Source organism: Paenibacillus suaedae, assembly GCF_032337355.1.
Lineage (GTDB): Bacteria > Bacillota > Bacilli > Paenibacillales > Paenibacillaceae > Paenibacillus_B > Paenibacillus_B suaedae.
The window spans coordinates 710,745-732,947 of the sequence record NZ_JAVYAA010000002.1 but is presented as its reverse complement, the minus strand read 5'-3'; the positions used below and the strand labels follow the sequence as shown (position 1 = coordinate 732,947).

The 22,203-nt window shown below is 49.0% G+C and carries 21 protein-coding genes and 1 pseudogene; 21 read left to right on the top strand and 1 reads right to left on the bottom strand.

Annotation, left to right across the window (positions count from 1 at the left end; translation table 11 throughout):
• Positions 1–102: 102 nt before the first annotated feature.
• The 19 genes and pseudogenes from RQP50_RS11070 to RQP50_RS10980 all read left to right on the top strand — a co-directional run bounded on the left by RQP50_RS11070 (position 103) and on the right by RQP50_RS10980 (position 17,943).
• Positions 103–1,518 carry an FAD-binding oxidoreductase gene (locus tag RQP50_RS11070; RefSeq protein ID WP_315745516.1) on the top strand — a complete coding sequence of 472 codons (1,416 nt, stop codon included), beginning with the start codon at positions 103–105 and terminating at the stop codon, positions 1,516–1,518.
• Positions 1,515–2,882, top strand: a complete 1,368-nt coding sequence (locus tag RQP50_RS11065) for a (Fe-S)-binding protein (protein ID WP_315745514.1) — start codon at positions 1,515–1,517, stop codon at positions 2,880–2,882. The genes RQP50_RS11070 and RQP50_RS11065 overlap by 4 nt, the downstream gene beginning before the upstream one ends.
• 111 nt (positions 2,883–2,993) lie before the next feature.
• Positions 2,994–3,950: a GNAT family N-acetyltransferase gene (locus RQP50_RS11060; RefSeq protein WP_094183116.1), complete on the top strand. Its 957-nt coding sequence runs from the start codon at positions 2,994–2,996 to the stop codon at positions 3,948–3,950.
• Between the two features lie 561 nt (positions 3,951–4,511).
• Positions 4,512–5,147: a PAQR family membrane homeostasis protein TrhA gene (trhA, locus tag RQP50_RS11055; RefSeq protein ID WP_072728785.1), complete on the top strand. Its 636-nt coding sequence runs from the start codon at positions 4,512–4,514 to the stop codon at positions 5,145–5,147.
• 153 nt (positions 5,148–5,300) lie between these two features.
• Positions 5,301–5,660: a putative DNA-binding protein gene (locus RQP50_RS11050; RefSeq protein WP_021256580.1), complete on the top strand. Its 360-nt coding sequence runs from the start codon at positions 5,301–5,303 to the stop codon at positions 5,658–5,660.
• 19 nt (positions 5,661–5,679) lie between these two features.
• Entirely contained in the window at positions 5,680–7,062 is a 1,383-nt protein-coding gene (gene ffh, locus RQP50_RS11045; RefSeq protein ID WP_021256579.1) for a signal recognition particle protein, read from the top strand.
• Positions 7,063–7,131: 69 nt separating this feature from the next.
• Positions 7,132–7,404 carry a 30S ribosomal protein S16 gene (rpsP, locus tag RQP50_RS11040; RefSeq protein ID WP_021256578.1) on the top strand — a complete coding sequence of 91 codons (273 nt, stop codon included), beginning with the start codon at positions 7,132–7,134 and terminating at the stop codon, positions 7,402–7,404.
• A 23-nt stretch (positions 7,405–7,427) separates the two neighbouring features.
• Complete coding sequence (locus tag RQP50_RS11035; RefSeq protein WP_005551913.1) at positions 7,428–7,658, top strand: KH domain-containing protein; 231 nt, start codon at positions 7,428–7,430, stop codon at positions 7,656–7,658.
• Between the two features lie 153 nt (positions 7,659–7,811).
• Positions 7,812–8,330 (top strand): ribosome maturation factor RimM, encoded by a 519-nt coding sequence (rimM, locus tag RQP50_RS11030; protein WP_065290326.1) that lies wholly within the window; start codon positions 7,812–7,814, stop codon positions 8,328–8,330.
• A 1-nt stretch (position 8,331) separates the two neighbouring features.
• Entirely contained in the window at positions 8,332–9,132 is an 801-nt protein-coding gene (trmD, locus tag RQP50_RS11025) for a tRNA (guanosine(37)-N1)-methyltransferase TrmD (protein WP_315745507.1), read from the top strand.
• Between the two features lie 239 nt (positions 9,133–9,371).
• Positions 9,372–9,953, top strand: coding sequence for an RNA 2',3'-cyclic phosphodiesterase (gene thpR, locus RQP50_RS11020; protein ID WP_315745505.1), 582 nt, complete (start codon positions 9,372–9,374; stop codon positions 9,951–9,953).
• Between the two features lie 173 nt (positions 9,954–10,126).
• Positions 10,127–11,938, top strand: coding sequence for a hypothetical protein (locus RQP50_RS11015; RefSeq protein WP_315745503.1), 1,812 nt, complete (start codon positions 10,127–10,129; stop codon positions 11,936–11,938).
• A 140-nt stretch (positions 11,939–12,078) separates the two neighbouring features.
• A complete protein-coding gene (gene rplS, locus RQP50_RS11010) occupies positions 12,079–12,420 on the top strand; it encodes a 50S ribosomal protein L19 (protein ID WP_005551919.1) in 342 nt (113 codons plus the stop codon).
• A 121-nt stretch (positions 12,421–12,541) separates the two neighbouring features.
• Positions 12,542–13,168 carry a signal peptidase I gene (lepB, locus tag RQP50_RS11005; protein WP_021256573.1) on the top strand — a complete coding sequence of 209 codons (627 nt, stop codon included), beginning with the start codon at positions 12,542–12,544 and terminating at the stop codon, positions 13,166–13,168.
• A 32-nt stretch (positions 13,169–13,200) separates the two neighbouring features.
• The gene (gene ylqF, locus RQP50_RS11000; RefSeq protein ID WP_315745497.1) at positions 13,201–14,079 is read left to right on the top strand and encodes a ribosome biogenesis GTPase YlqF; all 879 of its coding nucleotides are present in this window, start codon (positions 13,201–13,203) and stop codon (positions 14,077–14,079) included.
• Between the two features lie 143 nt (positions 14,080–14,222).
• Positions 14,223–14,882 (top strand): ribonuclease HII, encoded by a 660-nt coding sequence (locus tag RQP50_RS10995; RefSeq protein WP_021256571.1) that lies wholly within the window; start codon positions 14,223–14,225, stop codon positions 14,880–14,882.
• A 139-nt stretch (positions 14,883–15,021) separates the two neighbouring features.
• Complete coding sequence (locus RQP50_RS10990; RefSeq protein WP_315745495.1) at positions 15,022–17,046, top strand: DNA ligase; 2,025 nt, start codon at positions 15,022–15,024, stop codon at positions 17,044–17,046.
• A gap of 143 nt (positions 17,047–17,189) precedes the next feature.
• Positions 17,190–17,474, top strand: a pseudogene (locus RQP50_RS10985) (EscU/YscU/HrcU family type III secretion system export apparatus switch protein); the annotation flags it as partial.
• A gap of 100 nt (positions 17,475–17,574) precedes the next feature.
• Positions 17,575–17,943, top strand: a complete 369-nt coding sequence (locus tag RQP50_RS10980; protein WP_072728779.1) for a YraN family protein — start codon at positions 17,575–17,577, stop codon at positions 17,941–17,943.
• A 9-nt stretch (positions 17,944–17,952) separates the two neighbouring features.
• On the opposite strand, the gene RQP50_RS10975 is transcribed toward RQP50_RS10980, so the two are convergent.
• Entirely contained in the window at positions 17,953–19,500 is a 1,548-nt protein-coding gene (locus tag RQP50_RS10975; RefSeq protein ID WP_315745492.1) for a YifB family Mg chelatase-like AAA ATPase, read from the bottom strand.
• Positions 19,501–20,050: 550 nt separating this feature from the next.
• Between RQP50_RS10975 and sucC the strand changes: the two genes are divergently transcribed.
• Both sucC and sucD read left to right on the top strand, forming a co-directional pair.
• The gene (gene sucC / locus RQP50_RS10970) at positions 20,051–21,211 is read left to right on the top strand and encodes an ADP-forming succinate--CoA ligase subunit beta (RefSeq protein WP_315745490.1); all 1,161 of its coding nucleotides are present in this window, start codon (positions 20,051–20,053) and stop codon (positions 21,209–21,211) included.
• A 25-nt stretch (positions 21,212–21,236) separates the two neighbouring features.
• Entirely contained in the window at positions 21,237–22,178 is a 942-nt protein-coding gene (sucD, locus tag RQP50_RS10965; protein WP_044358057.1) for a succinate--CoA ligase subunit alpha, read from the top strand.
• Positions 22,179–22,203: the final 25 nt, after the last annotated feature.

Sequence of the window (22,203 nt, the reverse complement as noted above, 5' to 3'; positions counted from 1 at the left end):
GTCATCAGATGACCTGAACAATTCAGCAGATGTGGAGGAGAGTGTTGAATCGTTCACTTCAGATGTTGACTTGGATCCAAGACACCAAGGAGGAGTTCATTCATGATAACGATTGAAGCACGCGAGCGGCTGCTCAAGCTGCTTGGGCCAGAGCGGTATCGCGATGATAAGGAGAGCTTGGTCACGCATTCTTATGATGCCACACCGATGATGCAGTCTCTGCCTGATGCTGTTGTATATCCGGAATCGACAGCAGATGTGCAGGAGATCTTGCGCACGGCGAACGAATACCGTATTCCCATTGTTCCTAGGGGCGCTGCAAGCAACCTGTGCGGCGGAACTGTCCCTGTAGCAGGGGGAATCGTCGTAGCCATGACTCGTATGAATAAGCTCATTGAAATGGACACCGAGAACCTTACAGCAACCTTCCAGCCTGGCTTGAACACGAAGACGTTCCATCGGGAAGTGGAGAAGCGTGGACTGTTCTATCCGCCTGACCCAAGCAGCATGTCCATCTCAACCTTGGGCGGCAATATCATGGAAGGGGCCGGCGGTCTGCGCGGTTTGAAATACGGAACGACGAAGGATTATGTGATTGCACTCGAGGCGGTACTGCCGAATGGCGAAGTGATCCGCACGGGAGGCAAGTTGTACAAGGATGTAGCAGGCTATGATCTAACGAAGCTGTTAGTAGGCTCCGAAGGAACGCTTGCGTTGATTACAGAGGCAACGGTTAAATTGCTGCCCGCACCGGGTATCCGCAAGACAATGCTCGTATCCTATAAAGATATTTATGCTGCTGCCCGCAGCGTGTCACGGATTGTAGGCGCAGGCATCATCCCAGCAACACTTGAATTCATGGATCAGCCGACGATTCGCGTAGTTGAGGAGTATAATCATATCGGGCTTCCAATAGACATGCAGGCAGTTCTGCTTATTGAACAGGACGGTCAAGATGAGAACGTTGTCATGCGCGATATGGAAGCGATTGCGAAGATATGCAGTGAGGAAGGTGCAGATCGCGTTCAGACTGCGAAGGATGAAATCGAGGCTGAACAGCTGATGAAGGCACGCCGCAGCGCATTGTCCACATTGGCGCGTATTCGCCCAACGACAATTTTGGAGGATGCGACCGTACCGCGCTCGAAGATTGCGGAAATGGTACTGGCCATCAATCGTATTGCAGAGCAATATGGGGTGAATATTTGTACGTTTGGTCATGCGGGAGACGGCAATCTTCATCCAACCTGCCCGACAGATGCACGGAATGAGGATGAGATCCACCGTGTTGAGCAAGCGTTCGCGGACATTTTCGAGGAAGCGATTCGCTTGGGCGGCACGATTACCGGTGAGCACGGAGTTGGAACGGTAAAGGCTCCATATCTTGAATGGAAGGTTGGACCTACAGGCATCGATGTGATGAAAGGCATTAAGCAAGTGTTCGATCCGAATGGAATTATGAATCCAGGCAAGATATTTGCTAAGGCTGCTCGCAAAAGGCTGGTGGTTTCCCGATGAGTCAACAACAACTAGAGAAGACAAACAATCCGCTGCAGAAAGAACTCGTGAAGACGCTCGATTATGAGCAGTTGATGAACTGTATGCGCTGTGGATTTTGTCAGCCGACTTGCCCGACTTATCAAGAGACTGGATTGGAAGCTGCTTCCCCTCGTGGACGAATCGCACTCATGAAGGCAGTAGCAGATGGCATTATGGAACCGGATGAATCTTTCCAGAAACAGATGAACTTGTGCTTGGGCTGTAGAGCCTGCGAGCCTGTATGTCCGTCGGATGTGAAATACGGTCAGCTGCTTGAGCAGACGAAAGAAGCCATGCATGCGCACAATAAGCCGCCGGTTGCAGTGAAGGGATTGAATCGCATCGCGCGACCTGTATTTATGAAGCACAATCGTCTGTTGCGGATGAGTAAGCTTCTGCAAACGTATCAGCGTTCGGGATTGCAGGGTTTTGCACGGAAGAAGAACTTGCTGCGCTGGCTTCCTCCACAAATGCAAATGATGGAGCGCATCCTGCCTGAAGCGGACAGCCAAGGTGTAGTGAATCGGGCTGGTGGCCGTCACTTCCTGGCCAAAGGCGAAAAGCTCGGCACAGTAGGGTTATTCCGTGGGTGTATTATGGACGTCTTGTTCACTGAAACGAATGTGAATACAATCCGATTGCTAACCGAATCCGGCTATGATGTCATCATTCCGGAATCCCAAGGCTGCTGTGGAGCTTTGTTCGCTCATGGCGGAAGTGATACGGCTACAGCTAGGGATTTGGCGAAGCAAAATATTGAGGCGTTCCGTGATGCGGGTGTTGATTATATTGCCTCAAATGCAGGCGGATGTGGAGCGTTGCTTGTAGAGTATGATCATTTGCTGAAAGAAGAGTCGGAGTGGGTAGAGCCAGCTAAGAAATTTGCCAAGCAAGTGAAAGATATCAGTGATTTGCTTATGCGTTCACAGCGTTGGAGCAATCTTCCGGTAATGCCGCAAGGCAACTGTGGGACTGCTGAATCATCCGAACCATCTGAAACGGTAACCTATCAGGATTCCTGCCATTTGCGGAACGTTATGCGGGCTTCCAATGGGCCAAGACAGCTTATTCGCCGCATTCCTGGCATCCGATACAAAGAGCTGGAAGGCGCGGATGTATGCTGTGGATCCGCTGGTATTTACAACATTGTACAGCCAGACATGGCTAACTCGATTGTTGATCGGAAGATGGATGCTGTTCGCGAGACACAGGCTTCGATTATCCTGACAAGCAACCCGGGCTGCTTAATGCAAATGAAAGTAGGCGTAGAACGGGATGGCGTAGCTGAGCAAGTGAAGGTCATGCACGTCGTAGACTATTTTGCGGAAAAGATGTTGAAGTAATATTTCAGATTATCTATAATAATCTTGTAATTATATTTTAATGACATACTAACAGACATCCATGTAGTCAATTGGCGGGGACGATTGACTTCATCGTAGGAGGGGTTAAATGTGAACGTCATTCCACTTAATGAAGCATGGGCGGAGCCGATGTGCGAGTTGTGGAACCGTGAACTGGGCGACCTGTTCCCAATGAGACAACAGCTGTTCGTGCAAAATAGTTTTCGAGATGTAAACGTTTACTTGCCTGGCTCCTGGATCGCCCAAGATTCAGATGGCAGACTTCTAGGATTTATCATCGCGAAGAAATGGCAGGAAACAGAGCGCGAGATGAAGCTAGGAGAAGGAGGAGGCTGGATTCAGGCACTTGTCGTTCGTTCCGAAGCAAGGGGGAAGGGGATAGGTTCTGAATTGCTCGGACGGGCTGAAGAGGCATTGCGTGAAGCTGGCGCGTCTCAAGTATTCATCGGACGTGATCCGTGGCATTATGTTCCGGGCCTCCCGAAAGCGTTGTCAATGCACCGTCAATGGCTAGAGAAGAGAGGATTCAAGCAGCTCTATGAGGTTAGCGACATGCTGTCCTCAGATGAGACCGATCTGATAGTGACTCCAGAATTTGCAGATGGAGCGATCGTGAAGTTGCTCACGCCTGAGGACGAGGAAGAAATGTTGACATTTTTCCGTCGCTGCTTCCCAGGCAGATGGCTGTATGAGGCACAATGCTATTGGGAACGTGGAGGACAGGGAAGAGAATTCATCGGATTGTTCCAAGGCAGTGAAATGATCGGCTTCTGCCGGGTCAATGACGAGCATTCTCCGCTGATTGCGCAGAATACGTATTGGGCGCCATTGTTCGAAGAGCCGCTTGGCGGTATTGGGCCGCTTGGTGTTGATGATCAGTATCGCGGCAAGGGATACGGTCTTGGTCTGGTCAAGGCGGGAATCGCTGAATTGCAGCAGCGCGGCATGCGCCAGCTAGTCATTGACTGGACGGAACTGGTCGACTTCTATGCGAAGCTTGGATTCCATACGTGGAAGAGCTATGACCTTATGAGCAAGGCCTTGTAAATTGTGAGTTCAAAACGACGAACCGAACGATAGTGCGGTGAACAATGAAACGCGTGGAAGACGGATTGAAAGATATGGATAAGAATCTTTGATCATTGAGCCTCCACTAGATCAACTTTGCTCAGAACGAGGTTGAGTAAGTCTTTGGAACAACGATAAGGAACCCCGGCAGAACCATACGTGCTGGGGTTTTTGTCTATAATGGGATGATAAATGTTACATATTACGTAATCCTTGCGGGCTCTTCTCCCTTTCTCACTCTTTATTTCTAGCCAATTCCAAGCAGGCAGGGCAGCTTCATCTTCGCGGCTTGTGCAGCTGCACATTATTGACGTATTGTTCATTTATGTGGCGTCCAATCAATATGATGCGGCCGTTCAGTATTTAAATGATACAAGAGAAAGCATTCGATTTATGAAGAGTCAGCGCAAATAAAATAGGTAAACTCGCTTAAGTCCTTCCTTCTCACCGACACTATCTGATGTGCATATAATGTGATCCGCCGTGAAATATGGGCGTATGCACAGCAGGCAGCTAGGAATGCCGCGGGGAGGGATGACTATGAAGTGGAGCCGTAATATATCCAGTGAGGAGTGGGCAAGCGTAATTACCCACGCAGTTGGATTATTGTTCAGTGTGTGGGCATTAGGCGTGCTTATCAGTGCCGCGTGGGAGCGCGGGACGTCGGCGCATATCATCGGAGCTTCAATATATGGGATTACTTTGATTATGATGTTTACAACCTCGACGATTATGCACGGCTTGCCGGAGGGCAGATCGAAGTACAGATTTACAATCCTTGATCATATGGCAATCTACTTATTTATTGCGGGAACGTACACTCCCTTCCTGCTCGTCGTGCTGCATGATGAGTTCAGCCAACAGCTGCTAGGATTAATATGGGGGACTGCGATCGCAGGAATTATATACAAAGCATTCTATACAGGACGTCATATGTGGTTCTCTACGATTGCCTATGCAATTATGGGGTGGCTGATGATAACGGTATGGGACAGCTTGGTGCAGGCGATTCCTTTTGAAGGTGTTATGCTGCTGGTGATTGGGGGAGTATGCTATACGGCAGGCATCCCATTCTTTGTGTGGCACCGGCTTCCTTATCATCATGCGATTTGGCATCTGTTCGTATTAGCAGGCTCTGTCCTGCACTTTGTATGCATTTACCGTTATGTAATCTAGGTTAGAGGCGGGCAGAAACACTGAGATCTGGGTCTCAAAAAAAAAATTCCACCATGTTAAGGTTCATCCCTTGACATGGCGTTGTGAATTCGGTAAGATAAGAAACGTCGATGGGCTGTAAAGTGTTTTTCCTTTACGAAAGGAGTGGCCCGTATGAACGAGGAACAGGTACTGGCTAAGACGAACCGAATTAATATGCTGTTCGACTTCTATGAACCACTGCTCACAGAGAAGCAGCAGACGTTCCTGAAATGTTACTTTCAAGATGATTTTTCACTAGGCGAGATTGCAGCCGAATTCGGTATCAGCCGCCAAGCGGTGTATGAACATATTAAGCGGGCGGAGCAGACGCTCGAATCTTATGAGAGCAAGCTCGGCTTGCTGTCGAAGTTCGAACGTCGGACAGAGATCGTAATGGCGCTGCAACGTGCAATGGACGATATGGATAGCATACCCGACCCGCAGCGCGCGGAACTGCAGACGATTGTCCGTGAACTGCAGGCGTTGGATTAAGGGAACGGGGTGAGATAATATGGCATTTGAAGGATTAACGAACCGATTACAGAATGTATTCAGCAAGCTGCGCGGCAAAGGCAAGGTTGGTGAAGATGACGTCAACGAAGCGATGCGCGAGGTACGCCTGGCGCTGCTCGAAGCGGATGTTAACTTCAAAGTCGTTAAGGAATTCATTGGCAAGGTGAAAGAGAAGGCCGTAGGTCAGGAAGTGATGAATAGCTTCACACCGGGCATGGTCATTATCGACATCGTCAATAAGGAATTGACGGAATTGATGGGTGGTACAGCTGCGAAGCTGGCCAAGGCCAACAAGCCGCCAACTGTCATTATGATGGTCGGTCTCCAAGGTGCTGGTAAGACGACTACTTCAGGCAAGCTTGCGAAGATGCTGCAGAAGCAGAATCATAAGCCGCTTCTTGTCGCTGCCGATATTTATCGACCAGCTGCGATTAAGCAGCTTCAAGTGGTTGGCGAGCAGATTAAGGTTCCGGTATTTGCACTTGGTGACCAAGTGAGTCCGGTAGAAATCGCTCGTCGCGGTTTGGAGCATGCGAAGGAGAATAACCTTGATTATGTCATTATCGATACTGCAGGTCGCCTGCATATCGATGAAGCATTGATGGAAGAGCTGAAGCAAGTTCATGCTACAGCGAAGCCAGATGAAGTGCTGCTCGTCGTTGACGCGATGACAGGTCAAGATGCGGTCAACGTTGCAGAGAGCTTCAACCAACAGCTTGAGCTTACGGGTGTTGTGCTGACCAAGCTCGATGGCGATACGCGTGGTGGTGCAGCCTTGTCTGTTAAGGCAGTTACGGGTTGCCCAATCAAATTCGCTACACTCGGTGAGAAGATGGACGCGCTTGAACCGTTCCATCCAGAGCGGATGGCATCACGGATTCTCGGCATGGGGGACATGCTCTCCTTGATCGAGAAGGCGCAAATGAACATCGACACAGAGAAAGCCAAGGAAATGGAAATGAAGATGCGCAACGCAGCCTTCACATTCGATGATTTCCTTGAGCAGATGCAACAAGTAAAGAAGCTCGGTCCTATCGATCAGATTCTGGATATGATTCCAGGGATGAATAAGGTGAAGCAAAATGCGAACCTGAAGGTGGATGAGCGTCAAATGGGTCGAATCGAAGCGATTGTCCGTTCGATGACGAACGAAGAACGCCAAGATCCAGATCTAATTAATCACAGCCGTCGTAAGCGGATTGCAGCGGGCAGCGGAACTCAGTTGGCTGATGTGAACCGTCTTATCAAGCAATTTGATGAGATGCGCCGGATGATGAAACAGTTCTCCGACATGATGGGTCCGAAAGGCCCTAAGATGATGAAGAACTTGAAGAGTAAAGCAGGCAAGGCTGGTAAAGGAATGAGATTTCCTTTCCGTTAATGCATAGACGAGCGCAGTTTTTATAATCGCTCGATTGATTATTCGAATTCCGTTAAGGAGGTGAATTTCGTGGCAGTACGTATCCGTTTGAAACGCATGGGTGCTCATAAAGCACCATTCTATCGTGTAGTTGTATCCGATTCCCGTTCCCCGCGTGACGGTCGTTTTATCGAGGAAATCGGTCATTACAATCCGGTAGCACAACCAGCAGTCGTTAACATCGACGAGGAAAAAGCTTTGAAATGGTTGCAAACTGGTGCTCAAGCATCTGACACGGTTCGCAACTTGCTCAGCCAAGCTGGCGTAATGAAGAAGTTCCATGAACTGAAACACCAGAAGTAATCTAACCGTTCGGAGGGTCGCGAATGGAAGAGTTAGTGTCAGTAATTGCACGCGCTTTGGTCGATCATCCGGAGGAGGTCCGTGTGGACGTCGTGGAGAAGGACCATGTCATCGTGTATGAGCTTCACGTTCATCCTGACGATGTCGGAATGGTTATCGGGAAGCAAGGTCGTATCGCTAAGGCGCTTCGCACGGTCGTCACGTCGGCAGCTGTTAAAGTTCCAAAACGAGTTGCCGTGGACATTATTTCATAATTGCACGCAAGAGGGTTAGGATGAAATCCTAGCCCTTTTTCGTATGCATGAGGCTGAATGTGTTACACTAGAAAGAAGATATTCGAGGTTGGACCTCCGAATATTTACGATAGATTGAATGAATGGTGATTATCAACGGCAGGAGGATAAGTCATGGCTCAAAGAATGTTTAATGTCGGCAAATTGGTCAATACGCACGGCATTCGGGGTGAAGTAAAAATTATCCCAACAACAGATTTCCCGGAGGAACGCTTCGCTCAAAAGAGCGAGTTAGTTCTGCAGCAACCGAACTCCAATAACAGTGTATCCGTTACCGTTGAGCGGTCGCGTTTACATAAAAATATGTACATCATTAAATTTGTGCAATTCGACAATATCAATGAGGTTGAGAAATATAAAGGTTGGATGCTGAAAGTAAGCGAAGAGCAGCTGGATGAGCTCGATGAAGACGAATATTACTACCATGAGATTATTGGTTGTAAAGTCGTGACAGACGAAGGCGAAGACCTTGGAATCATTGACGAGATACTGTCTCCAGGCGCGAATGATGTCTGGGTTGTGAAGCCTGCGAAAGGAAAATCAATCTTGATTCCGGTCATTGATGAAGTTGTGCTTACGGTTGATGTGCAGGAGAAGGTCGTAACGGTTCATATTATGGAAGGACTTATTTAATATGCGTATCGATGTGTTGACCCTTTTCCCAGAGATGTGCGAAGGGGTATTCGGATCCAGTATATTAGGGAAAGCGCGTGAGAATGGACATGTTGTTATTAACACGGTCAACTTCCGCGATTATTCCGATAATAAGCATCAAACTGTTGACGATTATCCGTATGGCGGTGGCGGTGGTATGGTGTTAAAACCGCAGCCGATCTTTGCGGCGGTCGAAGATTTAATGGTGAAGGCAGCCGAAGAACGGGCTTCAAGAATAGCAGAACCGATGGGTAGTCACGAGAAAGCTGCAAAACCACGCGTTATTTTAATGTGCCCGCAAGGAGAGCGTTTCACGCAGAAGAAAGCAGAGGAGCTTTCACAGGAGTCCCATTTAATATTCGTGTGTGGCCATTACGAAGGATATGATGAGCGCATTCGCGAGCACTTGGTGACGGATGAACTATCTATAGGGGACTATGTATTGACAGGCGGTGAATTGCCCGCAATGACCGTGGTTGATTCTGTTGTTCGTCTGCTTCCTGGCGTGCTGGGCAATGAGATGTCTGCGGTAACGGATTCGTTCAGTACAGGACTGCTTGAATATCCGCATTATACCCGTCCTGCACAGTTCCGCGATTGGAAGGTTCCTGATGTACTCATCAGTGGCCATCATGCCAATATAGAGATATGGAGACGCGAACAGGCTCTGAAGCGGACGCTGGAACGGCGTCCTGATTTGCTGGAGCATGTGGAGCTGAGTAAGGACGACCTGAAAATAGTACAACGCTTGAAAAGTGATGCCGAGCGAAGCAACGCTTAATGAGAGCTAACCGGTTCAATGAGTGGATTGGTGAATAGACTGCTCCACCATAAATGACTGAGATTCTATGTACGATGGACATAAAATCTCAGTCTTTTTTTATTGGATTCATTCGTTACGCGTATAAGCCCAATTTGCATAACCGTTGTTTACGAAAATAATAAATAATGGGGACAATATTGTTCATAGGTCGCATGTAACATGGGACATCATGAATTCCAATGAAGTGAGGCAAAGTTATGAGTAAAAATGAGATTCGTAAGAATGGATTGCGGTTGTTTATTGCGATGCCACTGCCGAAGTCTGCTGTTCAAGTATTGGAAGATTGGTGCACAGCAGGGAAGCAGCACTGGCAATTTGCGAAATGGGTACACCCGCAGGATCTTCATATTACGCTCCAATTCCTTGGGGCGGTAGATGAGCATGTTATTGAGCGGATTGCACATGTATTGAAGGAGGTGTCCAGAGGGGGCGCTCCAATTGATCTGCAATTCGATGGCGTGGGAAGCTTTGGGACAAAAGAAGCGCCCCGTGTTCTATGGGCTGGTCTAGGAGGGGCAATCGACAAACTGCGACAATTGCACCATAGCGTTACAGCCGCTACTTCGCCTTTAGGATTCGAACCGGAGGAACGCCCTTATCGCCCGCATATTACGCTGGCCCGCAAGTATCGCGGAGGGGAAGGTCAGCCCTTCACCATGAACAGCGAACCACTTCCTCCGAATCAATGGACGGGTGAAGAGATCGTGCTGTTCCAGACACATATGAATCAAAGTCCTATGTATGAGCGTTTGCATACTTTTACTCTGGGTCAAGGATAGTCTAATGTACATGTGCTGCAATCATTGGGTCAGGCCTCGTTAATACGACGTCTTGAAAAACAGGTCTATCCTCACGTATATTTTCCAATCTTACACATTTATAATGGAGTCACCATTTTAAGCATGTCGAAAATGGTTGAAAAAGCAATATAAATTGTGAATGGAGGGATATCGTGGAGAGATATGCTTCGCGTATCGGAACGCTGCTGCTTCTGATTACGACCATGCTTTTGGTCGGTTTTTCAAAGCCGGATGATACGCGAAAGGCGACGTGGATATGGCAGGCGGAGAGAATAGAGACAGAATCGGAGCAACTGATTGATTTTGCCAAAAAGAATCGCATTAATGTAATGTATCTGCATATGGATATGACGATTCCAGAAGCATCATATCGGCGCTTTCTGAAGCAGGCAAGTCAAGCAGGAGTTGAAGTGCATGGCTTGGCAGGGCATCCCTTATGGGCTTTGCGTGAATATCGGGACAAGATGATGAAGTTGACAGAGTGGGTTAGCGCTTATAATCAGCATTCTGCTGCGGATGAGCGTTTCAAGGGGCTGCATTTGGATGTTGAGCCCTACGTGCTTCCAGATTGGGGAGATGATCAGCCATCGATCATTCGCTCTTGGACGGCGAATATGAGCGATTGGCTGAATGCTGTCAAGAGCCGCAGCGATTTAGAGCTCAGCGTCGACATGCCGGTATGGTTTGACTCGATCACGGTTCCAGATGCACAAGAGACATCGTTGTCGGAATGGATCATTCGCCGTTTCGATCATGTAACGTTAATGGCGTACCGTCAGCAGATAGAAGGCGGGAACGGAATTTTGGAGCTTGTCCAGAATGAAATAGAGATCGCAGACCGTGTCGGGACACCGATATGGATTGGGGTCAACACGAAGCCAATGAAGGAAGCTCACACTACCTTCTATGATGCGGGTGTGCAGGAAATGGAGTCGGTGTTGAATCAGGTTCAGGAGCGGCTGCGGCATCATTCCTCCTTCACAGGAGTTGCCATCCATGATTATCGTTATTGGAATCATATGCTGGAGAGAGATGGTCAACCAGGGGATCCCCCAGGGCCAGAGCCTGACCCAGTTCCAGAACCAAAACCAGATCCAAAGCCAGATCCGAATCCTGATCCAGGGGAGATTACGGTTCCGATGCCGCCTCCAATTGATCGTACTGGAACCATTATTGGAACCTATGTATGGCAAGCGGAGTTAGCGATAAATCAGTCTGATGACATCATTGAATTTGCGAGGGAAAAGGGAATCAACTTTTTGTATGTTCGCTTGGATCTTCAGCAACCGTTTGAAGCGTATCGTGAATTTGTGAAGAAAGCGCATGATGCTGGAATCGAGATGCATGCTATGGGTGGACATCCAGGCTGGGCGTTGACAGAGAGCAGACAGCGGATATCGAAGCTCGTTGATTATGTCAAACGCTACAATCGCGCTGCTGCGCCTGAAGAGCGCTTCTATGGCATTCATTTGGATGTAGAGCCTTATGTACTTCCGCAATGGCGCAGTGATAAGGACGAGGTCATTGCACAGTGGGTGGACAATATGGCGTTTTTTGTCGAATCGACCAAGTCTGATTCTCAGCTTGAGACGAGTGTCGATCTCGCAGTGTGGCTGGATCGAACCTTTATTCCGGGGAAGTCGGAAATGTCGGTTAGTGAATGGATGATAGGGCGTATGGATCATGTGGCATTGATGGCGTTCCGTAATATGGCTGGGGGCAGCAATGGAATTGTTGCTGTGGTGAAGCAGGAGATGCAGATGGCGGATCGGTTAGGCAAACGTCTCGTAGTTGCAGTGGAAATGAAGGAGAGTTTTGAAGGCGCGCATGTTTCTTTTTATGAGAAGGGTGCTGAAGAGATGCTGAAGCAGTTGGACAAGCTTCCAGAGATGCTTGCAGATCACCATTCTTATACCGGTTATGCGGTGCATGCCTATGATTATTGGAAAGAAGCCATGCCTTGAAAAGGCGCTTGTGTTCTATTCGCTCATATGCTACAATTAATTTCGTTGTTTGGAATACGGTGGTCCTCTGCATACGATGAGGCGAATGCACTAGGCATGCTGAGATGCAAGAACACCTGTGTGGAAGGAGGGAGTCCTAGATGAATATCGTACAAGCGATTACGCAAGAACAGCTTCGCAAGGATATTCCAAGCTTTCGTCCCGGCGATACTTTGAAGGTTTATGTTAAAGTTATCGAGGGATCTCGCGAGCGTATCCAGTTGTTCGAAGGTGTTGTTATTAAGCGTCGTGGTGGCGGAATCAGTGAAACGTTTACTGTTCGTAAAATTTCCTACGGTGTAGGTGTTGAGCGTACGTTCCCGCTTCATACTCCGAAAATCGATAAAATCGAAGTGGCTCGCCGTGGTAAAGTGCGTCGTGCGAAGCTGTACTATCTTCGCAATCTTCGCGGTAAAGCAGCGAGAATCAAAGAAATCCGTTAAGGAACAACCGGGGGGCTTGCTTGACTGCAAGCTCCCTTTTGCTATTTGTATGGATTGGAGTGCGCAATGCGCATGACGTGAACTTCAAATACGCATCCTAGGAGAAAGCGGGGCACAGCGAATGGATCAAAACGACCAATTGATGGAACCGAATACGCCGGAAGAAACGGCTGAAAAGCCGGCCAGCCCGAAGAAAAACGAATTGTTGGAATGGATTAAAGCGATTGCGATAGCTGTTGTCCTTGTCGTTGTCGTAAGATGGTTGCTGTTCGCTCCGTTTATAGTTGATGGTCCTTCGATGGAACCTAACTTCTGGACGGGTGAGAGGCTCATCGTGAATAAGATCTTGTATGAGTTCAGACAGCCTAAGACAGGAGAAGTTGTTGTATTTCACGTTCCACAAGAGAACCGCGATTTAATTAAGCGTGTAATTGGTGTTGCCGGTGATACGATCGAATATCGCGGTGATGATTTGTACGTTAACGGCAAGAAGGTAGAAGAGACGTACATACAAGAAGCAATAGATCAAGCTCATAAAAATGATATGTTATATAATGACCGTAATTTCCCAAGTGATTCGACTCAGCCGAACAAAGTTCCAGAAGGACATATCTTCGTCATGGGTGACCATCGGAGCAACAGTACCGATAGCCGCATGCTCGGATTTATTCCGTTGAAAGATGTCATTGGACGCGCAGACGTCATCTTCTGGCCAATCTCGCATGTTAAGTTGATTCAACATCATTAGTTGAGTTACGGCTGCCAAGGAGGTGGATAGCGATGTCAATCCAATGGTTTCCGGGTCATATGACGCGAGCGCGACGTCAGATCCAGGAGAAGTTAAAACTGATAGATGTAGCGATCGAACTGTTGGACGCGCGCCTGCCTGTGTCGAGCCGCAATCCAATGATTAACGATATACTCAGCAATAAGCCGCGCCTTATTATTCTGAACAAAAGCGATCTTGCAGATCCAGACGTAACGGCGAAGTGGATGAAATATTTCCGCAATGAAGGTCACGCTGTAATTGCTGTCGATGCGTCAACAGGAAGCAATGTATCGCAGATTCCTGAGGCAGCGCGCAAGTTGCTCGAAGAGAAGTTCCAGAAACAAATTGCAAAGGGAATGAAGCCGCGTCCAGTACGTGCATTGATTGTTGGAATTCCAAACGTAGGGAAGTCTACACTCATCAACAAGCTGGCTGGTAGATCGGTAGCTGCAACTGGCGATCGTCCTGGCGTTACTAAGGGTCAGCAATGGATTCGTGTAGGCTCCGAAATGGAACTACTCGATACACCAGGGATTTTATGGCCTAAGTTCGAGGATCAGGAAGTAGGTTACCGATTGGCGACAACCGGAGCAATTCGCGAAGAAATATTGAATGTGGAAGATATCGCGTTTTACGCGCTGAAATATGTTGCATCCCATTACTGGGATCGACTGTCTGAGCGGTTCGGCATTACAGACGAAGTCATAGATGTGGACAATCCAGACGAAGTTGTGCGTTTGATGGAGGACATTGGACGCAAGCGCGGGTGCATGATGGGTGGCGGAAGAGTCGACTTAGAGAAGGCATCTGGCATTATTTTGCGTGAGCTGCGCTCTGGCAAGTTGGGGCGTCTTACGTTCGAAGAGCCTTATTCATTTATGGTGAAATAGCTGTTCGGTAGATATAGGTAGGATGTTTGGAGGATGAGGATAGCGCCGTTAACGCCGGAGTGGTGTACGGCGCTATTTCTTTAGGTACAGCCGTTACTAATATGGCAGTGAAGTAAAGACAGGTTGGGGAGGAACATGTTCGCATGGGGAGAAAGAAGCAGGAGGCAACAGCAGAGCCCGTTGACTTATTAGCTTGGGAACGAGAATATTGGGAACGCAGCGTTCAGCATATCGCAGGTATTGATGAGGTCGGCCGCGGCTGTCTATTTGGTGATGTTGTTGCAGCAGCTGTCATATTGCCGCAAGGTCTTATTATTGATGGGATCAATGATTCGAAGAAGCTGTCGGAGAAGAAGCGGAATGAGCTGTATGACATTATTATAGCAGAAGCGATAGCATGGTCAGTTGCACATGTAGATGCCGCTACTATCGATCAGATTAATATTAAGCAGGCGGCTCGTCGTGCTATGAAAGAAGCAGTTGAAGGGTTGGTGACTCAGCCTGAAGTGCTGTTGGTCGATGCGGAGAAGATAGATTTGCCATATGCACAAGAGGCGATTATTAAAGGTGATGCCAATAGTCAATCGATCGCAGCTGCTTCGATCGTCGCTAAGGTAACGCGTGACCGTCTATGTATTGGTGAGTGGAATGACCGATATCCAGAGTATGGCATAGCCGTTCATAAAGGGTATGGAACGAAGCTGCATCGGGAACAGCTGCTCCTTCATGGGCCAACGCCGATGCATCGCAAGAGCTTCTTGTCCTCCTTATTTCCTGAAGAGGAGCAGTTGACGCTGTTCTAGCACCATCTGATAAACGGTAAGTAATTATCTATTATTCTGTTTTCTGTTCTAGTGAACGATAGGTGCGGATAAATACTCATTATTCGTCTGCTCTATGCCGATATATAAGATAGCTATTTGCAGAGGACGTGGGATGGACATGAATATATCACAATTGGTACGAAGTTTGGCTGGGGAGGCGAGACCCGGCGAGCAGCGTTCATTGGAACTAAAAACGGGCCAGGTCGTTCGTGCGACAGTAACGGAAGTGTCTGAAAACGGGCGCGAGGCCGTCGTATCCGTAAATGGTGTTCCTGTACGTGCAGTGCTGGATGCGCCGATGCAGCCAGGGCAAACGACGTGGATGCAGGTACAGGGACAGCAATCGGATGGATTGGTTATATTGAAGCAGACAGAGGGCCCTTCTGTCGGCACATTGCCATCAATGGAAGAAGCGCTTAAGCAATCCGGATTGCCGGATGAAGCATGGGCACGCCGCTTGCTGCAAGATTTACAGCGGGCTGGTTTGCCGCTAACGAAGGAGCTTGCAGCCAAGCTAAGCCAAGCGATGGCCTCGAAACCTCCTGGAGTGGCAGCATCGGAATGGATGCAAGCAGCAGGTCTGGCGCTTCGACGGCAATTGCCGCTCACAGCAGATACGTTAAGCGGTCTGCGGCAAGCACTGTTCGGCAAGCCACTGACGGATATGCTTGCAGGATTTATGCGCGCAGGGGATGAGTCTCTGGTCTTGGGCAGTGGCTCGCTTGGCAGCAGCGGGGCCAATACTGGCAACACAAGTACACTGTGGACACAACCGCTGCGTGAGGCACAAACACTCATACGTGCACTGCTTGCAGAGGGGCTACAAACATCAGGTCAGCAGGCTAACGGAGGAGCGGGGGCGGCTGCAAGTGCGAATGGTGGCGCCACAAGTGCTCCTAGTGGTCAGTCTTCTGCCTCTCCTATGCCTGAGACACTTAATAGGAGTATTAGCGGCGCGAGTATGGATTCGACATCAGCTGTGGGCAGAGGTGTCCAAAATGGAGAACAAGTACGATCTATCTCCCTTCAGAATGGCAATTTTGGCGGAAACGGTGCTTCAGGGACTGCTGGAGCTTCTGGAACATCATCTTCTCCTCAACCGATGGTTCAGAGTGGTGCATGGATTGGTAAAGTCCTTCAATTGCTCGGCGTGTCGCATGAACAGCAGGCTCATCGAGCTGCAGTCATGGAGCTGACGTCTCAGCAGCCGCAGCAGACAGTGGGTGAAAATGGACAGCCTGCTGTTGGCGGCGGTGGTAGCACTGCTGCGGCATCAGGCAACTCAAGCGCATCAGGAAGTAGTGGACTAATGGGAAGCGGCAGCGGAAACACAGTACCGCAATTCGAGACTCCCGCACAATCTGCAGCGGCAACTGTGCATGCTTCAGCATTGGCTGCGGATGATGCAGCAGCGGACAAAGCATCTGTTATGAATGGAGGAACGGGGCGTAGTGCACCTTCTCCTTCTCCAGAAGTAATGTCTAACGGGGCAGCAGCGAAGGCAGGGACGGCAGTGGCACCAGTTGTATCAGGGATGGCGCAGCTGGATATGAACCACCTGACAGCCAGTGCAACACAGCAGGGAGCGGCAGTTGGAGAGTCGCTGAAGAGTGCCCTCCTTCAATTGCTGCAAGCTGATGGAGTCCCGCATGCACTCCGTGAGGCAGCCCAACAGCTTGTACAGCATGTCACCGGCCAACAGCTGCTGCTCGCGTCTGATCGCCAAGCTCCATTCTCCCATATTACATTGTTTGTCCCGCTTGTAACGCCGGAAGGCAAGCAAACTGCGGCCGTTCACATTCAATCCCGTCAGAGCAAGCGAGGAGAGCTTGATGCGGGCAATTGCCGACTCTGGTTCGATTTGAATATGAAGGTGCTCGGGCGTACGCTCGTAGATGTTCAAGTTGTAGATAATGCGGTTGCATTGCATATCCATCATGCTGATGAACGGCTCGGTGAATGGATGGATGGGTTGCGTGATGAAGCGGAAGAAGCGCTGGAGCAAATCGGTTACCAGCTGTCCGCTTTCCGAACACTACCGCTCCCTGAGAAGCATTCTGATGCGGCGTCAGTGCCATCTCCAGAAATCAGCATGGACGATTATGCCGCGAAGCCTTACAAGGGGGTGGACATGAAGATATGAATAACAAACAGTCTATCCCTCGACCAGCTTCCGTCGAGCCTGTACAGCCATCACCTAACTCGGGAACGAGTTATTGGAATCAGCAAGAAGCACGTCACGGTGTTAGAGAAGAGACGCATGCGTCTGCGAAGGCAGGTGGCGCCACACCACGCAAAAAGGCAGTTGCACTTACTTATAATCCCGAACAAGGGGAAGCCCCAGTTGTTGTAGCTAAGGGACATGGTCAAATAGCTGATCGCATTCTCGAAAAGGCGAAGGAGAGCGGAGTCCCTATTCAAGAGGACGCTTCCTTAGTTGAAGTATTGTCTAAACTAGATATCGATCAGCAAATCCCACCAGCCCTTTATCAATTGGTTGCAGAGGTGCTCTCCTTTGTATATAAAGCGGATCAGCGAGCGGATAAGGGGTGGATCAATCGTGGAACGTAATCATCATGGGAAGGCATCACATAGGAACAATCAACAGATGTCATCAGCTGATGCGGGTTCTCCACCTCATATGTCAGGTAGTTGGAAGAGGAGTGTGCCGATGAAGCTTAATCGTCGTGCGCGGGGAACTGAGGCAGAGCAGCTTGCGATTGTTTATTTAGAACGTAGAGGCTACCGCATTATTGATGTGAATTGGCGTTGTAAGTTAGGTGAGATTGACATTGTTGCGAACGATGGCGATGTGTGGGTGTTTGTCGAGGTTAGAAGCCGCACCGCGGGATTGCGTTATGGCGGTGCGGCAGAGGCAATCGATTGGCGCAAGCAGCGCAAGGTGCGAGCAGTGGCAACGGCGTATATGCATCGACATCGCTTAGATGAGGTTCATATACGCTTCGATGCAGTAGCGATTACCTACTCGACTGATCATGGAACTCCACCCGACATTGAACTATTTCAGGGAGCATTCTAATCCGTTCATTCAGGCATGATTCCGCTTGTCCAATGTACGGTACTGGATCGCTTCCGCTACGTGTGCAACCTCGATAACTTCACTTCCTTCGATATCCGCGATCGTTCGGGATAGCTTCAAGAGGCGATCATGTGCTCGTGCACTCATGCCTAGCTGATCATAAGCCTGCTGCAGCATATTCTTCGCGCTGTCCGACAAGCAGCAGTATGTCTTCAGATAAGAGCCTGAGAGCTCGCTGTTGAATTGGATATTCAGTCCTTCATAGCGCTGAGCTTGTACCCGTTGTGCTCGCATAACCTGCTTGCGCATTTCCTCGGAGCTTAGATTGTTGCTGGACCAATCGGAAATAGGGGAACGAGGTACTTCAACCTGAACATCAATCCGATCGAGCAGGGGGCCTGACAGCTTGCTTCGATATTGCTCAAGTCGTCCATGTGAACAACGACATTCTTCTGTACGGGAACCGGCATATCCACAAGGACATGGATTCATGGAGGCTGCCAGCATGAAGTGAGCAGGGAAACGGAAGACGGCGCGTGCTCTGCCGATGGTAACGCTTCGTTCTTCGAGTGGTTGGCGGAGCACTTCAAGCACTTGGCGCGGGAACTCGGGCAGCTCATCCAAAAAGAGGACGCCGCGGTGAGCCAAGCTGATTTCACCTGGTTTCGGGATCGCACCTCCACCAATAAGTCCAGCAGCAGAGATGGAATGATGGGGGGAGCGGAAGGGGCGTGTCATCATTAGACCTATACCATAGTGGCTCCATTTCCCCGATACACTATAGATCTTGGATACCTCGAGCGCTTCAGCTTCATTCATAGGCGGTAAGATTGTAGGAAGTCTCTTGATAAGCATTGTCTTGCCGGTGCCCGGAGGGCCGCTCAGCAGTACATTATGCATCCCTGCTGCTGCAACGATTAACGCACGTTTGACATGCAGTTGACCGTTTACGTCGGCGTAATCCTCCAAATTCCTTGCTACCGTTTCCTCCTCTTTCATTTCACTACTATCTCTGTCTCTCGCTTCTCGTGAAGCAATCGGCAAGTCATATACACTGTGGATTTCCCGCAGCTCACTTAGATGGCGGAGCGGGAATACTTGGATTCCTTCTACCAGTAATGCTTCAGCAACATTGTCTGCAGGAACCATAACACGGGTGAACTTTCTTCGGCGCGCTTCGTCAACAAGAGACAGCACGCCTGGAACCGCACGGGTAGAACCATCGAGTGCCAGCTCTCCAATGAGGAGCATCTCCTCAAATGGCTGGTTTGGAATCTGTCCGCTCGTACATAACAGCCCTATCGCCATGGCGATGTCGAATGATGTCCCTTCCTTGCGCAGATCAGCAGGTGCCAAATTAATCGTGATCCGCTCTAGTGGGAACTTCCAGCCGCAATTGCGAACAGCGGCTCGCACTCGTTCAATGGATTCGCGAATGGCGGCATCGGGGAGGCCAACAATCGTCACCTGAGGCAGACCGGGCGAAATATCAATTTCCACATGAATGAGTCTTCCTTCTACGCCGTACACAGAAGCACCCCATAAATTTCCGTACACAAAAAACACCTCTCAATCGTTATTCTCAGCCGAAAACTGGAATACGAGGGAAAGGTGCTTCCTTATCTACACTCGTTATATAACTATAGCGTCTACGATAGCATTTATCAAAAAATTCGTAATTGCAATCTCCTCAATCTACTAATCCCCTTAATCTACCTAATATATTGGAATAGGCTTCTTGCAAGCAGATTAGGTGCAGGTAATAATTATTATAGCTGTAGGCAGTACTTACGTCAATTTCGGCGGCGATATCGAAGAGTTGTTCCCTATTAATCTCAAAATGAGATGATATCAATATCAAAAAAATGTACGTTCTTGACGAAAATGAGAGGAAAGCGTTTTAAAATCATGATACAATGTGTTCGGATTGTATATATTTTCCGTTATTGTGAGTAGCGGTGGCGAAGCGGCGGAAGCGGTTCCCCAATTTCACGGACGCGCCGCGAGGTGTAGTAACAGGAGCTAACTCATTATGCTTCTGCCCTACAACCTCGGCTTCGAATCGGAATAAGCCCATGAGGCTAACGATCGGATAGGGGGATGCACGATGAATATTCATGAGTATCAAGGCAAAAGTGTATTGAAGCAATATGGCGTTGCTGTTCCAGAAGGGAAGGTTGCTTTTACGGTGGATGAAGCCGTCCAGGCAGCTGAAGAATTGGGCACTCCCATTGTTGTCGTCAAGGCGCAAATTCATGCAGGCGGCCGTGGTAAAGCGGGCGGAGTGAAGATAGCGAAGAGCTTAGATGACGTGCGTACATATGCGACGGAATTGCTTGGCAAAGTGCTCGTGACGCATCAAACAGGTCCGGAAGGCAAGGAAGTAAAGCGTCTGTTGATTGAACAGGGCTGCGACATTAAGAAGGAATATTACATTGGTGTAGTTGTTGATCGTGGTACAGGTCGCGTCGTGATGATGGCGTCTGAAGAAGGCGGCACGGAAATTGAAGAGGTTGCTGCAGCAACGCCGGAGAAGATCGTGAAGGAAGTTATCGATCCTGCGGTCGGTCTGCAAGTCTTCCAAGCGCGCAAGCTTGCATATGCAATCAATATTCCTGCTGAGCTGGTCAACAAGGCTGTTAAATTTATGGTTGCCCTGTACCAAGCATTCGTTGAGAAGGATTGCTCGATTGCAGAAATCAACCCACTCGTTATAACAGGTGAAGGTGAAGTTATGGCTTTGGATGCGAAGCTGAACTTTGACTCCAATGCACTGTATCGCCATAGGGACATTCAAGCGCTGCGCGATTTGGATGAAGAAGACGAGAAGGAAATCGAAGCATCCAAGTTCGATTTGAGCTATATCGCCCTCGACGGCAACATCGGCTGTATGGTTAACGGTGCAGGTCTTGCGATGTCCACGATGGATATCATTAAATATTACGGTGGAGAGCCGGCTAACTTCCTAGATGTAGGGGGCGGCGCTACAACGGAGAAAGTAACAGAAGCATTCAAGATCATTTTGTCAGATGAAAATGTAAAAGGCATATTTGTAAATATCTTCGGCGGTATTATGCGTTGTGATGTCATTGCAAACGGTGTTGTTGAAGCTGCGAAGCAAATTGGTCTTGATCGGCCGCTCGTCGTCCGTCTGGAAGGTACGAACGTGGAGATCGGCAAGCGCATTCTGAATGAATCCGGATTGAACATTGTTGCAGCCGATTCGATGGCAGACGGTGCGCAGAAAATTGTCGCTTTGGTTCAATAATTCACGGACGAGAGGATGAGAGTCAATGAGTATCTTAATTGATAAACATACCAAGATTATTACACAAAATATGACGGGTGCTACAGGCATGTTCCATACAAAGGGCGGGCTTGAGTATGGCTCACAGATGGTGGCAGGCGCTGTCCCTGGCAAAGGCGGAACTACGGTTGACATTACGCTTGATAACGGTGAAGTGGTTACACTTCCTGTTTACAATACGGTAGTGGAAGCTAAGAATGCAACAGACGCAACAGCGAGTGTTATTTATGTGCCGCCAGCATTTGCAGCAGATGCGATTATGGAAGCAGTAGATGCCGATCTAGATCTGGTTATCTGTATTACAGAGGGTATTCCTGTATTGGATATGGTCAAGGTTAAGCGCTACATGGAAGGCAAGCGCACACGTCTTATCGGTCCGAACTGCCCAGGTGTCATCACACCAGGACAATGCAAGATCGGTATTATGCCGGGATATATTCATGCACCAGGTCATGTAGGCGTCGTATCCCGAAGTGGAACACTCACATATGAGGCTGTTCATCAATTAACAACGCGCGGCATCGGCCAATCTACTGCAGTTGGCATTGGCGGTGACCCGGTCAAAGGCTCTGAATTCATTGATATCTTGCATCTGTTCAATGAAGATCCAGATACACATGCTGTTATCATGATCGGTGAGATCGGTGGTACAGCTGAAGAAGAAGCAGCAGAGTGGATTCGTGATAATATGAAGAAGCCGGTAGTAGGTTTCATCGGCGGAGCGACAGCACCTGCAGGCAAACGTATGGGTCACGCAGGCGCCATTATTTCAGGAGGCAAGGGAACTGCTGCTGAGAAGATTGCTACGCTGGAGGCTTGTGGTGTAAGAGTTGCGCCTACTCCTTCGGAAATGGGCAGCACGCTTGTTGCTGTACTTGAAGAGCGTGGGATTCTTGAGTCCTGCACGACGCATGTTGTGAATTCCTAATATTCAAAAGGTAAGCAACCTTTAT

What these genes read in the sequence shown, in the direction of transcription:
- RQP50_RS11070 (WP_315745516.1), top strand. Translation starts at nt 103, where the DNA reads ATGATAACGATTGAAGCACGCGAGCGGCTGCTCAAGCTGCTTGGGCCA.
- RQP50_RS11065 (WP_315745514.1), top strand. Translation starts at nt 1,515, where the DNA reads ATGAGTCAACAACAACTAGAGAAGACAAACAATCCGCTGCAGAAAGAA.
- trhA (WP_072728785.1), top strand. Translation starts at nt 4,512, where the DNA reads ATGAAGTGGAGCCGTAATATATCCAGTGAGGAGTGGGCAAGCGTAATT.
- RQP50_RS11050 (WP_021256580.1), top strand. Translation starts at nt 5,301, where the DNA reads ATGAACGAGGAACAGGTACTGGCTAAGACGAACCGAATTAATATGCTG.
- ffh (WP_021256579.1), top strand. Translation starts at nt 5,680, where the DNA reads ATGGCATTTGAAGGATTAACGAACCGATTACAGAATGTATTCAGCAAG.
- RQP50_RS11035 (WP_005551913.1), top strand. Translation starts at nt 7,428, where the DNA reads ATGGAAGAGTTAGTGTCAGTAATTGCACGCGCTTTGGTCGATCATCCG.
- rimM (WP_065290326.1), top strand. Translation starts at nt 7,812, where the DNA reads ATGGCTCAAAGAATGTTTAATGTCGGCAAATTGGTCAATACGCACGGC.
- trmD (WP_315745507.1), top strand. Translation starts at nt 8,332, where the DNA reads ATGCGTATCGATGTGTTGACCCTTTTCCCAGAGATGTGCGAAGGGGTA.
- thpR (WP_315745505.1), top strand. Translation starts at nt 9,372, where the DNA reads ATGAGTAAAAATGAGATTCGTAAGAATGGATTGCGGTTGTTTATTGCG.
- rplS (WP_005551919.1), top strand. Translation starts at nt 12,079, where the DNA reads ATGAATATCGTACAAGCGATTACGCAAGAACAGCTTCGCAAGGATATT.
- lepB (WP_021256573.1), top strand. Translation starts at nt 12,542, where the DNA reads ATGGATCAAAACGACCAATTGATGGAACCGAATACGCCGGAAGAAACG.
- ylqF (WP_315745497.1), top strand. Translation starts at nt 13,201, where the DNA reads ATGTCAATCCAATGGTTTCCGGGTCATATGACGCGAGCGCGACGTCAG.
- RQP50_RS10995 (WP_021256571.1), top strand. Translation starts at nt 14,223, where the DNA reads ATGGGGAGAAAGAAGCAGGAGGCAACAGCAGAGCCCGTTGACTTATTA.
- RQP50_RS10990 (WP_315745495.1), top strand. Translation starts at nt 15,022, where the DNA reads ATGAATATATCACAATTGGTACGAAGTTTGGCTGGGGAGGCGAGACCC.
- RQP50_RS10980 (WP_072728779.1), top strand. Translation starts at nt 17,575, where the DNA reads ATGAAGCTTAATCGTCGTGCGCGGGGAACTGAGGCAGAGCAGCTTGCG.
- sucC (WP_315745490.1), top strand. Translation starts at nt 20,051, where the DNA reads ATGAATATTCATGAGTATCAAGGCAAAAGTGTATTGAAGCAATATGGC.
- sucD (WP_044358057.1), top strand. Translation starts at nt 21,237, where the DNA reads ATGAGTATCTTAATTGATAAACATACCAAGATTATTACACAAAATATG.